This is a genomic window from Pseudomonas sp. GW822-FHT04H02 (assembly GCF_058800645.1).
Genome location: NZ_JBXAMM010000006.1, coordinates 169206 through 183426, shown reverse-complemented (window position 1 = coordinate 183426; position 14221 = coordinate 169206). Strand labels below are relative to the sequence as shown.

Sequence of the window (14221 nt, the reverse complement as noted above, 5' to 3'; positions counted from 1 at the left end):
CTTACTGGACCTCGACCACGGTGCCCTGCAACCGCTGCAGGGCTTCGTTCACCGGCTGCGGCAACAACTGGCGCAGGCAGTTGTAATGGCCGAAGCGGCAGGTGCGGTCAAAGCACGGGCTGCATTCGATGCCCAGGCGCACCACCTCGACCTGATCTGCCAGGGGCGGGGTGAAGCCCGGCGAAGTGGAGCCGTACACCGCCACCAGCGGGCGATTGAGCGCCGCAGCCACGTGCATCAAGCCGGAATCGTTGGACACCACCGAGTCGGCGCAGGACAGCAGGTCGATGGCCTCGGCCAGGGAGGTTTCGCCGCTGAGGTTGGTCGATTCCTCGCGCAAGCCGGGAATCAGTCGCCCGCGAATCTCTTCACCCACAGCATGGTCATTCTTCGAACCGAACAGCCACACCTGCCAGCCCTCGCGGATCTTGGCCTCGGCCACCTGGGCGTAATGTTCGGACGGCCAGCGCTTGGCCTCGCCGAACTCCGCCCCTGGGCACAGCGCCAGCACCGGCCGATCGAGAGTCAGACCGAACTTGGCCAGGGCGGCCTCACGGCTTTGCGGATCGATCTGCAGGCTCGGCCGCGGATAAGGCTGGGGCAGTTCCGCGCCGGGCGCATAGGCCAGGGCCATGAAGCGCTCGATCATCAGCGGATAACGTTCTTTGTCGAGCTTGCGCACGTCATTGAGCAGGCCGTAGCGGAACTCGCCGCGCCAGCCGGTGCGCTTGGGAATGCCGGCAAAAAACGGCACCAGCGCCGACTTCAGCGAGTTGGGCAGCAGGATCGCCTGATCGTACTGGCCAGCCAGGGACTTGCCGATCCGCCGGCGGGTCGCCAGTTCCAGGGCGCCATGGCCCAGGGGAAAGCTCAGGGCCCGACGCACCTGGGGCATGCGTTCGAGGATCGGCCGGCTCCACTCGGGGGCCAGCACGTCGATCTCGCATTGTGGATGACGCTGTTTCAGGCACTCGAAGAGTGTCTGCGCCATCACCATGTCACCGACCCAACTGGGCCCAACGATCAGAATATTCATGTGGTTTCCATAAACGAACCGGGGAGGCATACGCCTCCCCGCCTCGAGAATCCAGCACCGCGGCCTTCACCGCCGGTTCAGTTTGGGCGAGCCGGCAAGGCCCGCCGAATACATGGTTGGCCTTCTCAGGCCGCTTAGCTTAGCCCCAGCTCGCGCCAAATTCGTAACACTTCCCGTCGTTCGGTCACAAATTGATCACCGGTAATGATTCCGGCCTCATTCTGCAACGCCTGCCGGTGAGCCGCGGAACGGTAGGCCTTGTAGACCTCGCGCAGCAGGCTGGCATCGCTCGCGGGCATCAGCCCGACTTGCTCCAGACCTTCCAGGATGCGGATGTTATCGGTATAGCGCAGCAGTGACGGGTGCTCTTCGGACCACGCCAGGGCCGCGTATTGCACCATAAATTCGATATCGACGATACCTCCGGCGTCCTGCTTGAGGTCGAACGGCGCCGTGGCTTCGAAGGCATTGGCTGCGGTTCCGGCGGCGGTCAGGCGGCTGCCCAGGTTGTCGCGCATCTTGGCCCGCATCTCGCTGACTTCCTGGCGCAGCCTGGGCAGGTCGCGTTTTTTCCCCAGCACCGCGGCCCTGACCTTTTCAAAGGCCTGGCCCACATCCTGGCTGCCCACCAGCACCCGCGCCCGCACCAGCGCCTGGTGCTCCCAGGTCCAGGCCTCGTTTTCCTGATAGCGGGCAAAGGCCCCCAGGGAACTCACCAGCAACCCCGAAGCGCCGGAAGGCCGCAGGCGCATATCCACTTCATAGAGCTGGCCGGAGTTGGTCTGGGTGGTCAGCAGGTGAATGATGCGCTGCCCCAGCCGGGTGAAGAACTGCGCACCGTCTATGGGTTTGGGCCCGTCGGTTTCCGCCTGGGGGTCGCCATCATGGATGAACACCAGGTCCAGGTCGGAACCGTGGCCCAGCTCGATGCCGCCGACCTTGCCGTAACCGACAATGATGAAGCCCGGGTCGCACAAGGTGCCGTCGGTACGCAGCGGTGCACCGTGCTTGGACACCGTCTGGCGCCAGGCCAGGGCCAGCACCTGCTCCAGGATCGCTTCGGCGAGCCAGGTCAGGTAATCGCTGACTTTCATTAAAGGCAGGCTGCCGGCGATCTCCGAGGCGGCCACTCGCAGGCGGTGGGCCAGCTTGAAGTGGCGCAGGGCTTCCATCTGCTGCTCCAGGTCATCCTCGGGAATGCGCGTCAGGCGCTCGCGCAACTCGGCAGCCAGTTCCGGCGCCAGGGGCGGCTTGAACAGGCGCCCTTCGTTGAGCAGTTCATCCAGCAGCAGGGGGAAGCGGGTGATCTGCTCGGCGATCCACGGGCTGGCGGCGCACAAGGTCAGCAGACGACGTAGAGCCCCCGGGTTCTCGGTGAGCAGCACCAGATAGGCCGAACGCCGCGCCACGGCTTCCACCAGCGGCAGCACTCGCTCCAGCACCAGGTCCGGATTGGCGTGCTCCACCGCCTGGGCCAGCAACCGCGGAATAAAGGCATCCAGACGTTCGCGTCCCAGGCGCTGCATGGCACGTAGCTGCGGGCTGCCCCGCAGACCGGCCAGGGCACGCAGGGCCTTGGGCGCATCGACGAAGCCGCCCTCCTGCAACTGGCGGCAGGCGGCCTCCTCGTCCTGGGCTTCCTCCCACAACGGCAGCCATTCGCCACCCACCACCACTTCGCTTTCGGCGCCTTCATCCTCATCCGGGTCGGCGATGACCTGACGGAAGTGCCAATCTACCCGGCCGCGCCAGTGCATCAACTGTTCGTGGAAGGCGTTCCAGTCGGCAAAGCCCAGCATGAAGGCGATCCGCGCCTGATCCTGGGGATTGTCCGGAAGCATCTGCGTCTGGCGATCGGCGATGGCCTGGATCGCGTGCTCGGTATAGCGCAGGAACTCATAGCCTTCGCGCAGCTCGCTGATCACGGCAGGCGGCAGGTAGCCCTGCCCTTCCAGAGTGCCCAGCACCTTTAATAGAGGACGCTGCTGCAGGCTCAGGTCGCGTCCGCCATGGATCAGCTGGAAAGCCTGGGCGATGAACTCGACCTCGCGGATCCCCCCCGAGCCCAGCTTGATATTGTCGGCCATGCCCTTGCGCCGGACTTCCTGCTGGATCAGCTGCTTCATGGTGCGCAGCGCCTCGATGGCGGAAAAGTCCAGGTAACGGCGATAGACGAAAGGCCGCAGCATGTCCAGCAACTGCGCACCGGCGGCCTGATCCCCTGCCACCACCCGGGCCTTGATCATGGCGTAGCGTTCCCAGTCGCGCCCCTGATCCTGGTAGTACTGCTCCAGCGCATTGAAGCTCAGCACCAGGGCACCGGCAGAACCATAGGGCCGCAGGCGCATGTCGACGCGGAACACGAACCCGTCGACGGTCATCGGGTCCAGAGCCTTGATCAGGCGCTGCCCGAGGCGAATGAAGAACTCCTGATTATCCAGGGGCCGCTTGACGCCGACGGTCTCGCCGCCTTCGGGGTAGGCGAAGATCAGGTCGATGTCCGACGACAGGTTGAGTTCCACCGCCCCCAGCTTGCCCATGCCGAGGATCACCATCTGCTGCGGCTCGCCGCTACGCCCGCCGGTGGGCACGCCGAACTGCTGGGTGTGACGCAGATACAACCATTGATAGGCCTGGTCGATGCAGGCGTCGGCCAGATCGGAAAGGTCGCGGCAGGTCTGCACCAGATCCGCCTGGCGGGTCAGGTCGCGCCAGATGATCCGCACCTGCTGACGGGTGCGCTGGCGCCGCAGCACGCGCCCCAATTGATCCTCGCTCTCGGCCGCCTGCACCGCGGCGGCGATTTGCGCGCACAACTCCCCAGGCGCGAATGGGCGGTCCAGCTCGCCGCTGCGCACCAGCTCCAGCAACATCAAAGGGTCACGCAGGCTCTGTTCAATGACAAAGTCGCTGGCGGCGCCCACCCGGGCGAACTCCGCCCAGCGTTCGGCGCTCCAGTCGGCCAACCCGGGATCGCCTTCCAGGGCCGCGACGGCGCCACGCAACGACTGCTCTGCGCGGCTGACCAATGGCAAGAGAATCGCGGGGACGGGGGCAAGCGCGGGCAGGCTCATGGGCTATCCTTGATCGGCGTGGAAAATGCGGGCGGGGACGGATGTCGCGGGCAGGCCGCCTGATGGACTGTCGAACAAAAGTTAGAAATAGCTGAAAATAGGTTTTTTTTAGCAGCTGGCATTAATTTATTACCTATTCCCGTTAGTCATCGACCAACAGTAACGATTATTCTCACAACGCAGCAGGAGGCCACAAGCCGCTCTTCTGTAGTTTTACTACTCGTATATACATTCGAAAGGCTGAAATGGCCGACGATTTGTAGTAAAACTACACGCCGCTGGATCAACCTCCGGCAATCCAAGAATTTATAATCGTCTGCCCAAAAGGCCAGTCGCAAACTCAGGCAACCGATTCTGGAAGCCTTTCCGCCCTGGAGCAAGCCATGCAAGACCTCGATCCCGTCGAAACCCAGGAATGGCTGGACGCCCTGGAATCGGTTCTCGACAAAGAAGGCGAAGACCGTGCTCACTATCTGATGACCCGTATGGGCGAACTCGCGACCCGCAGCGGCTCGCAACTGCCCTACGCCATCACCACGCCGTACCGCAACACGATTCCCGTCACCCACGAAGCACGCATGCCTGGCGACCTGTTCATGGAACGCCGCATTCGCTCGCTGGTACGTTGGAACGCGTTGGCCATGGTCATGCGTACGAACCTGAAAGATTCTGACCTGGGCGGTCACATCTCCAGCTTCGCCTCCAGCGCCACCTTGTATGACATCGGCTTCAACTACTTCTTCCAGGCCCCGACCGACGAACACGGCGGCGACCTGATCTACTTCCAGGGTCACGCATCGCCTGGCGTCTACGCCCGTGCGTTCATGGAAGGCCGCATCACCGAAGACCAGATGAACAACTTCCGCCAGGAAGTCGATGGCAATGGCCTGTCGTCCTACCCGCACCCTTGGCTGATGCCTGACTTCTGGCAGTTCCCGACCGTTTCCATGGGTCTGGGCCCGATCCAGGCGATCTACCAGGCGCGCTTCATGAAGTACCTGGAAGCCCGTGGCTTCATCCCTGCCGGCAAACAGAAAGTCTGGTGCTTCATGGGCGACGGCGAGTGCGACGAGCCGGAATCCCTGGGCGCGATCTCCCTGGCCGGCCGCGAGAAGCTGGACAACCTGATCTTCGTCATCAACTGCAACCTGCAGCGCCTCGACGGCCCGGTTCGCGGCAACGGCAAGATCATCCAGGAACTCGAAGGCGTGTTCCGTGGTGCCCAGTGGAACGTCAACAAGGTGGTCTGGGGCCGTTTCTGGGACCCACTGCTGGCCAAGGACGTCGACGGCATCCTGCAACGTCGCATGGACGAAGTCATCGACGGCGAGTACCAGAACTACAAGGCCAAGGACGGTGCGTTCGTCCGTGAGCACTTCTTCAATACCCCTGAACTCAAGGCGATGGTTGCCGATCTGTCCGACGACGAGATCTGGAAACTCAACCGTGGCGGCCATGACCCGTACAAGGTCTATGCGGCCTACCACGAGGCGGTCAACCACAAAGAGCAGCCGACCGTCATCCTGGCCAAGACCATCAAGGGTTATGGCACCGGCGCCGGCGAAGCGAAGAACACCGCGCACAACACCAAGAAAGTCGACGTCGACAGCCTGAAGCTGTTCCGCGACCGTTTCGACATTCCGGTGAAAGACGACGACATCGAGAACCTGCCGTTCTTCAAACCAGAAGAAGGCAGCGCCGAAGCCCGCTACCTGAGCGAGCGTCGTGCCGCACTGGGCGGTTTCGTGCCGCAGCGTCGCGCCAAGAGCTTCAGCGTCCCGACTCCGCCACTGGATACCCTCAAGGCCATCCTCGACGGCTCGGGCGACCGTGAAATCTCCACCACCATGGCCTTCGTGCGGATCCTCGCGCAGCTGGTCAAGGACAAGGAAATCGGCCAGCGCATCGTGCCGATCATCCCGGACGAAGCCCGTACCTTCGGTATGGAAGGCATGTTCCGCCAGTTGGGCATCTACTCCTCCGTCGGCCAGCTCTACGAGCCAGTCGATAAAGACCAGGTGATGTTCTACCGCGAAGACAAGAAGGGCCAGATCCTCGAAGAAGGCATCAACGAAGCGGGCGCCATGAGCTCCTTCATCGCTGCCGGTACTTCGTACTCCAGCCACAACCAGCCAATGCTGCCGTTCTACATCTTCTATTCGATGTTCGGCTTCCAGCGTATCGGCGACCTGGCCTGGGCTGCCGGCGACAGCCGTACCCGGGGCTTCCTGATCGGCGGTACTGCCGGCCGTACCACCCTCAACGGTGAAGGCCTGCAGCACGAAGACGGTCACAGCCACATGCTGGCCGGGACCATCCCGAACTGCCGCACCTTTGATCCGACCTACGGCTACGAGCTGGCGGTGATCATCCAGGACGGCATGAAGAAGATGACCGAAGAGCAACAGGACGTCTTCTACTACATCACCGTGATGAACGAGTCCTACCAGCAGCCAGCCATGCCGGCCGGTGTCGAGGAAGGCATCATCAAGGGCATGTACCTGCTGGAAGAAGACACCCGCGAGGCCGCGCACCACGTGCAACTGATGGGCTCCGGCACCATCCTGCGCGAAGTTCGCGAAGCCGCGAAGATCCTGCGTGACGAGTTCAACGTCGCTGCCGACGTCTGGAGCGTGACCAGCTTCAACGAACTGCGCCGCGACGGCCTGGCCGTGGAACGCAGCAACCGCCTGCACCCTGGCCAGAAGCCGAAGCTGAGCTACGTCGAAGAGTGCCTGAACGGCCGCAAGGGTCCGGTCATCGCCTCCACCGACTACATGAAGCTGTTCGCCGAGCAGATCCGCCAGTGGGTCCCATCCAAGGAGTTCAAAGTCCTGGGCACCGACGGTTTCGGCCGCAGCGACAGCCGCAAGAAACTGCGTCACTTCTTCGAAGTAGACCGTCATTTCGTGGTGTTGGCAGCCCTGGAAGCCTTGGCTGACCGTGGTGACATCGAACCTAAGGTCGTGGCTGAAGCCATCACCAAGTTCGGTATCAACCCGGAAAAACGCAACCCACTGGACTGCTGAGGAGACTTTCTGTGAGCGAACTCATTCGCGTACCTGACATCGGCAGCGGTGAAGGTGAAGTAATCGAACTGTTTGTGAAGGTCGGCGACCGTATCGAAGCCGACCAGAGCATCCTGACCCTGGAATCGGACAAGGCCAGCATGGAAGTGCCGGCCCCGAAAGCCGGCGTCATCAAGAGCCTCAAGGTGAAGCTGGGCGACCGTCTGAAAGAAGGCGACGAACTGCTCGAGCTGGAAGTCGAGGGCGCCGCTGCTGCGGCCCCGGCGGCTGCTCCTGCGGCAAAAGCTGAAGCCAAACCGGCGGCTGCTCCTGCCGCAGCGCCAGCCCCAGCCGCAGCCCCTGCTGCCGCTTCGGTTCAGCAAGTGCACGTGCCGGACATCGGTTCGTCGGGCAAGGCCCAGATCATCGAGATCCAGGTCAAGGTCGGCGACAAGGTCGAGGCTGATCAATCGCTGATCACCCTGGAATCCGACAAGGCAAGCATGGAAATCCCGTCGCCTGCCGCTGGCGTGGTCAAGGCCATCAGCGTCAAGCTCAACGACGAAGTCGGCACCGGCGACCTGATCCTGGACCTGGAAGTGGCGGGTGCTGCGGCTCCTGCTGCTGCGGCTCCTGCTGCTGCCGCTCCGGCCCAGGCTGCTGCTCCGGCCGCTGCCGCTGCGCCTGCAGCAGCCCCGGCTGCTCCAGTGGCTGACAGTGTTCAGGACATCCACGTTCCGGACATCGGTTCGGCCGGCAAGGCCAAGATCATCGAAGTGCTGGTCAAGGCTGGCGACAGCGTTGAAGCCGACCAGTCGCTGATTACTCTGGAATCCGACAAGGCGAGCATGGAAATTCCATCGCCTGCCGCTGGCGTGGTGGAAAGCGTTTCCATCAAGCTGGACGACGAAGTCGGCACCGGCGATCTGATCCTCAAGCTGAAAGTCAAAGGCGCAGCGCCTGCTGCTGCCCCGGCTCCGGCTGCGGCGCCAAGCGCTCCGGCTCCAGCCGCCGCTGCTGCCCCGGCTGCCGCTGCACCTGCTGCCGCCCCGGCCGCCGCACCTGCCAAGCCAGGCGCGAAAGTTCACGCCGGCCCGGCTGTGCGTCAACTGGCCCGTGAATTCGGCGTCGAACTGAGCGCTGTCGGCGCCAGCGGCCCGCACGGTCGCATCCTGAAAGAAGACGTGCAGGTCTACGTCAAGGCCATGATGCAGAAGGCCAAGGAAGCGCCAGCTGCTGGCGGCGCAACCGGTGGCGCGGGCATCCCGCCGATTCCGGTCGTGGACTTCAGCCGCTTCGGTGAAATCGAAGAAGTGCCGATGACCCGCCTGATGCAGGCCGGCGCCGCCAACCTGCACCGCAGCTGGCTGAACGTGCCACACGTGACTCAATTCGACTCGGCCGACATCACCGAGCTGGAAGCTTTCCGCGTTGCACAGAAGGCCGTGGCCGAGAAGGCCGGCGTCAAGCTGACCATCCTGCCGCTGCTGCTCAAGTCCTGTGCCCACCTGCTCAAGGAACTGCCGGACTTCAACAGCTCCCTGGCGCCAAGCGGCAAGGCGATCATCCGCAAGAAGTACGTGAACATCGGCTTCGCCGTGGACACTCCGGATGGCCTGCTGGTACCGGTGATCAAGAACGTCGACCAGAAGAGCCTGCTGCAACTGGCGGCCGAGGCAGCTTCCCTGGCGGAAAAAGCCCGCACCAAGAAGCTCTCCGCGGACGAGATGCAAGGCGCCTGCTTCACCATCTCCAGCCTCGGGCACATTGGCGGCACCGGTTTCACGCCGATCGTCAACGCGCCGGAAGTGGCGATCCTCGGTGTTTCCAAGGCCACCATCCAGCCAGTCTGGGACGGCAAGGCCTTCCAGCCGAAACTGATGCTGCCACTGTCCCTGTCCTACGATCACCGTGTGATCAACGGCGCGGCCGCCGCACGCTTCACCAAGCGCCTGAGCGACCTGCTGGCGGACATCCGCACCATTCTGCTGTAACCCGCGTACCGGCCCTCCTGTCATGGGCGGGCCGGTAGCGCACGCTTTCCGAGCGCCACGCTCGTACCTCAACCCCGTCAATTTGGCGGGGCTTTTTTTGCCAGAAAAACGTCGCCAATTGCCCGTCAGTGCACGACGCCAAACAGCAAAAAAGTTACTTTGCAGAAATCCTTCTGCCTGCCGATACAGGTTTATAGCACTTAGCCTTCATCTTACTTGTCAGTCGATGCGCCATGATGCAACCTTGCCGCAGGCAACAGTAAAGAGGGCGTGAGCCCGGCGCGATCAGCAATTTCGAAGCGAGTTTCCCCATGAAAAGCCAACCCGATGCCGCCAGCCGTATGGCGGCCGAGGTAGTGACGCAGTTGCCTGTGCCCTCGCGGCTCGGCATGTTGCGTTTCGAACGGCTGAATGAAGCGAGCTGGGCGCTGCTGTTTCTCGATCCCAATTGCGAACGCCAGTTCGGCCTGCCCGCCGTCGAACTCTGCGCCCTGGTCGGCTCGCCCTATGCCAGCCTGATGGAGCCCGAAGCCCGCTATCAGCTGCACGACACCATCCAGCAGCAACTGAGCAACAGCTCCCATTACCTGATCCGCTATACCCTGCACACCGCCCAGGGGCCCTTGAGCATCCTCGAGCTGGGCGAAGCCTACAAACAGCACAACCGGCACCTGCTGCGCGGCTACCTGTTGGTGGTCGAAGGGCTGTTCAGCGATGCTTCGGCGCTGCCGGCACTGGATCTGGAAACCCAGAACACCCGCCTGCAGATCGCCCTGGAACTCAACCAGCGGGCCCAGCAGGAGCAATTGCAGCACCTGGAACGGGTGCGTGCGCAGCAGGATTTGATCCTGCTCCTGACCCGCCAGCGCTACAGCACCGGCAATTCGTTGAAGGAAGCTGCCGAACTGATTACCCGCAGCGCCTGCGACATCTACCAGATCGACTGCGCCAGCATCTGGAACCTGGAAGACCAGCAACTGGTGCCGATTGCCGCCTATCACCGCGGCCCCCAGGAATACCGCATGCCGGAGTCCATCGACGCCAGCAGCTTTCCCGACTACCTGGAAGCCCTGCACAGCTGCCGCGCCATCGACGCGCAGAACGCCATGCGCGACCCGCGAACCCGGGAGATGGCCGAGAGCCTGCGCCCGCGGGACGTCAACGCCATGCTCGACGCCAGCATCCGCATCGACGGCCAGGTGGTCGGCGTACTGTGCCTGGAACAGACCGGCATGACCCGGGCCTGGCAGTCCGACGAGATCGCCTTCGCCGGCGAACTGGCAGACCAGTTCGCCCAGGTCATCAACAATCACAACCGGCGGGCCGCCACCAGCGCCCTGCACCTGTTCCAGCGCGCCGTGGAACAGAGCGCCAACGCCTTCCTGCTGGTCAATTGCGACGGCGTGGTGGAGTACGTCAACCCCAGCTTCACGGCGATCACCCAATACAGCACCGAAGAGGTCCATGGCCACCGCCTGTCCGAACTGCCGGCCCTGGAAAACCTCAGCGAGCTGCTGTTCGACGCTCCGTCCAGCCTGGCCAAGAGCAACAGCTGGCAGGGCGAGTTCAAGAGCCGGCGCAAGAACCTGGAGCCTTACTGGGGCCAGCTGTCGATCTCCAAGGTGTATGGCGACAACCGCGAGCTGACCCACTACATCGGCATCTACGAAGACATCACCCAGACCAAGCTCGCCCAGCAGCGCATCGAGCGCCTGGCCTACACCGACAACCTGACCAACCTGGGCAACCGCCCCGCCTTCATCCGCAACCTCGATGAACGCTTTGCCCGAGACAGCGATACCCCGATCAGCCTGCTGCTGGTGGACATCGACAATTTCAAGCGGATCAACGACAGCCTCGGCCACCAGACCGGCGACAAACTGCTGATCAGCCTGGCCCGGCGCCTGCGCAACAGCCTGAGCCCCAGCGGCAGCCTGGCGCGCTTCGCCAGCAACGAATTCGCCGTGCTGCTGGACAACACCGACCTGGAAACCGGGCAACAGATCGCCAGCCAGTTGCTGATGACCCTGGACAAGCCGATGTTCGTCGACAACCAGTTGATCAGCGTCACCGGCTCCGTGGGCCTGGCCAGTGCGCCGCTGCACGGCCGTGACCCGCAGACCCTGATGCGCAACGCCGGCCTGGCCCTGCACAAGGCCAAGGCCAACGGCAAGCACCAGGTGCAGGTGTTCACCGAGGCGCTGAACGCCGAGGCCAGCTACAAACTGTTCGTCGAGAACAACCTGCGCCGCGCCCTGACCCAGAACGAGCTGGACGTGTTCTACCAGCCCAAGCTGTGCCTGCGCAGCGGCCGCCTGCTGGGCATGGAGGCGCTGCTGCGCTGGAACCATCCGGAAAAGGGCATGATCCGCCCCGACCAGTTCATCAGCGTGGCGGAAGAAACCGGCCTGATCATCCCCATCGGCAAGTGGATCGCCCGCCAGGCCTGCCGCATGAGCAAGCAACTGACCGCCGCCGGCATGGGCAACCTGCACGTGGCCATCAACCTGTCGCCCAAGCAGTTTTCCGACCCGGACCTGGTGGCCTCCATCGCCAGCATCCTCAAGGAAGAACAGCTGCCCTCCTCGCTGCTGGAGCTTGAGCTAACAGAGGGCCTGCTGCTGGAAGCCACCGACGACACCCACCAGCAGCTGGAACAACTGAAAAAACTCGGCCTGACCCTGGCCATGGACGACTTCGGCACCGGCTATTCGTCCCTGAGTTACCTGAAGAAATTCCCCATCGATATCATCAAGATCGATCGCAGCTTCATCCACGAGATCCCCGACAACCAGGACGACATGGAAATCACCTCCGCGGTGATCGCCATGGCCCACAACCTGAAGATCAAGGTGGTCGCCGAAGGCATCGAGACCGCCGAGCAACTGGCCTTCCTGCGCCGCCACCGCTGCGACGTGGGCCAGGGCTACCTGTTCGACCGACCGATTCCCGGCTCCGAGCTGATTGCCAAGCTCAAGCGTTATCCTCGTGGCCCAATTGCCTGACAGCGCTGTAACACTCGGGCAAACTGCGTGTCTATCGACTGACTGACTCCCCAACCTGACTGGAGGACTGCAACATGGTCTTGCGCTCGGAAATTCTGGTGAACAAAAACGTGCTTCCAACCAAAGAACAAGCTCTGCCTGGCCGTGAAACCCCCATGGCCCTACCTGCCGAACACTACGTCAACGGCAACCCGCTGCTGGGCCCGTTTCCGGGCAATGTGGATTTCGCCATCTTCGGCCTGGGCTGTTTCTGGGGTGCCGAACGGCGCTTCTGGCAGCGCGAAGGGGTGTTCAGCACGTGCGTGGGCTATGCCGGCGGCTTCACCCCGAACCCGACCTACGAAGAAGTCTGCTCGGGCCTGACCGGGCATACCGAAGTGGTGCTGGTGGTGTACGAGCCGGAAAAGGTCAGCTACAAGGAATTGCTGGCGATGTTCTGGGAACTGCACAACCCGACCCAGGGCATGCGCCAGGGCAATGACATCGGCACCCAGTACCGCTCGGTGATCTACGCCACCAATCCGACCCAGCTGGAGCAGGCGCTGCACAGCAGGGACGTGTTCCAGGCGGAGCTGACCAAGGCCGGCCTGGGCACCATCACCACGGAAATCGAAGAAGCGCCGACCGTGTACTTCGCCGAGGCTTACCACCAGCAGTACCTGGCGAAGAACCCTGAAGGCTATTGCGGGATCGGCGGCACCGGCGTGACCTGCCCGATCTGAGTCCTTGGGCCGGCCAGCCGGCTCCTGCAACCTTCCGCAGGAGCTGGCTGGCCAGCGACCCTTTACTCTGCGATCAACCAGTCCATCTGCCAGCCGCCCTGGGTCTGGCCCAGCTTCTTCGACAGCCAGGGCAGCAGCTCGCGCAACTCCTCTTCCAGGCCCCAAGGCGGGTTGGCGATCGCCAGGCCCGAACCGTTGAGGCTGTTGGGCGTATCCAGCGGATGCACCAGCAACTCCACCCGCAGCAGCTTCGGCGCACCGGTACCGGCCAGGTCCTGATAGAAGCGTCGCAGGGCGCGCTGGTCCTTGACCGGGTACCAGATGGCCGCCACGGTCTGGCGCATGCGGCCAATGGCTTCCTTCAGCGATGCCGCACAGCGCTGCATCTCGTCCAGTTGCTCGAAAGGCGGGTCGATGAGCATCACCGCGCGTTTTTCCGCCACCGGCAGCAGGGCCCGGGCCACGTGCCAGCCCTCGCCCAGGTGCACCGCTACCCGCCGGTCACCCTTCATGTTGTCCTTGAGCAGCAGGCCGTCTTCCGGGTGTTTCTCGTTGAGCAGCACCCGATCCTGGGAACGGGTCAGGCGCCGAGCCAGTTCCGGCGAGCCCGGGTAGTAACGCAACTCGCCATCGGGGTTCATCTTGTGCAGCACCTGCATGTAATCGGCGGTCAGCGCCGGCAGGTCCTCGTCGCCCCACAGGCGGGCGATGCCTTCCAGGTACTCGCCGGTGCGCGTGGCCTGGTCGCCCTTGAGGTCATACAGGCCGATACCGGCGTGGCTGTCGAGGTAGGCGAACGGCTGCTCCTTGCGCGACATCAGGGCGATGAGGCGGGTCAGGGTCAGGTGTTTGAAGACGTCGGCGTGATTGCCGGCGTGGAAGGCGTGACGATAGTTCATGGTTGCTCCTGCGCAGGGGGGCAAGTTTACCCTGTGCGCAGGCTGTCGTCAGTTCAGAGCGGGGCCGTACCCGGCGCAGGCGACGACGGGCACGGCCAGGGTTTCAGACAAACTCGTGACTGACTTGCGACCACAGGCTGACCCGCCGTCCGGACGTTTCGAACACCTCGATCTCGCGCTTGATCCCGCCACTGTCCTTCCAGCCCGGCAGGTCGAGCACGATCAGCTCCTCCATCATCGCCATGTACAGCGCATCCACCGGCGCCCAGAGCTTGCCGATGGCGGCATTGTCCTTGCCCGCCAGGCACAGGTTGATCGGGTGGGACATGCTCACCTGGCTGAACACCGCATGACCGGCTTCCAGTATCTGCGCCGCGACCTGGTTGCATTGGAGAAAACGCTCGTTGATGACGGCCGGCTCGGAATGGCTGTAGGGGCAGGCCAGGAAAATCTTGCGCATCGTTACCTCGATTTCAGGGATAG

At 63.2% G+C, this 14221-nt stretch carries 8 protein-coding genes; 4 read left to right on the top strand and 4 right to left on the bottom strand.

What is annotated here, in order from left to right; translation table 11 throughout:
- Position 1: 1 nt before the first annotated feature.
- Both waaF and glnE read right to left on the bottom strand, forming a co-directional pair.
- Complete coding sequence (waaF, locus tag AC1RMG_RS25475; RefSeq protein ID WP_493170521.1) at positions 2 to 1036, bottom strand: lipopolysaccharide heptosyltransferase II; 1035 nt, start codon at positions 1034 to 1036, stop codon at positions 2 to 4.
- Between the two features lie 134 nt (positions 1037 to 1170).
- Complete coding sequence (gene glnE, locus AC1RMG_RS25470; RefSeq protein ID WP_169893021.1) at positions 1171 to 4110, bottom strand: bifunctional [glutamate--ammonia ligase]-adenylyl-L-tyrosine phosphorylase/[glutamate--ammonia-ligase] adenylyltransferase; 2940 nt, start codon at positions 4108 to 4110, stop codon at positions 1171 to 1173.
- 383 nt (positions 4111 to 4493) lie between these two features.
- Here glnE and aceE point away from each other — a divergent pair, with 383 nt between their 5' ends.
- From aceE to msrA, 4 genes are all read left to right on the top strand, one after another.
- Positions 4494 to 7139: a pyruvate dehydrogenase (acetyl-transferring), homodimeric type gene (gene aceE, locus AC1RMG_RS25465; RefSeq protein ID WP_011058882.1), complete on the top strand. Its 2646-nt coding sequence runs from the start codon at positions 4494 to 4496 to the stop codon at positions 7137 to 7139.
- 11 nt (positions 7140 to 7150) lie between these two features.
- Complete coding sequence (gene aceF / locus AC1RMG_RS25460; protein ID WP_493170519.1) at positions 7151 to 9112, top strand: dihydrolipoyllysine-residue acetyltransferase; 1962 nt, start codon at positions 7151 to 7153, stop codon at positions 9110 to 9112.
- 311 nt (positions 9113 to 9423) lie between these two features.
- Complete coding sequence (locus AC1RMG_RS25455) at positions 9424 to 12117, top strand: sensor domain-containing phosphodiesterase (RefSeq protein ID WP_011058880.1); 2694 nt, start codon at positions 9424 to 9426, stop codon at positions 12115 to 12117.
- Between the two features lie 74 nt (positions 12118 to 12191).
- A complete protein-coding gene (msrA, locus tag AC1RMG_RS25450; RefSeq protein ID WP_011058879.1) occupies positions 12192 to 12839 on the top strand; it encodes a peptide-methionine (S)-S-oxide reductase MsrA in 648 nt (215 codons plus the stop codon).
- 62 nt (positions 12840 to 12901) lie between these two features.
- On the opposite strand, the gene AC1RMG_RS25445 is transcribed toward msrA, so the two are convergent.
- Positions 12902 to 13738 (bottom strand): 23S rRNA (adenine(2030)-N(6))-methyltransferase RlmJ, encoded by an 837-nt coding sequence (locus AC1RMG_RS25445; RefSeq protein ID WP_011058878.1) that lies wholly within the window; start codon positions 13736 to 13738, stop codon positions 12902 to 12904.
- 103 nt (positions 13739 to 13841) lie between these two features.
- Positions 13842 to 14198 (bottom strand): DUF1937 family protein, encoded by a 357-nt coding sequence (locus AC1RMG_RS25440; protein WP_011058877.1) that lies wholly within the window; start codon positions 14196 to 14198, stop codon positions 13842 to 13844.
- Between the last annotated feature and the right edge of the window lie 23 nt (positions 14199 to 14221).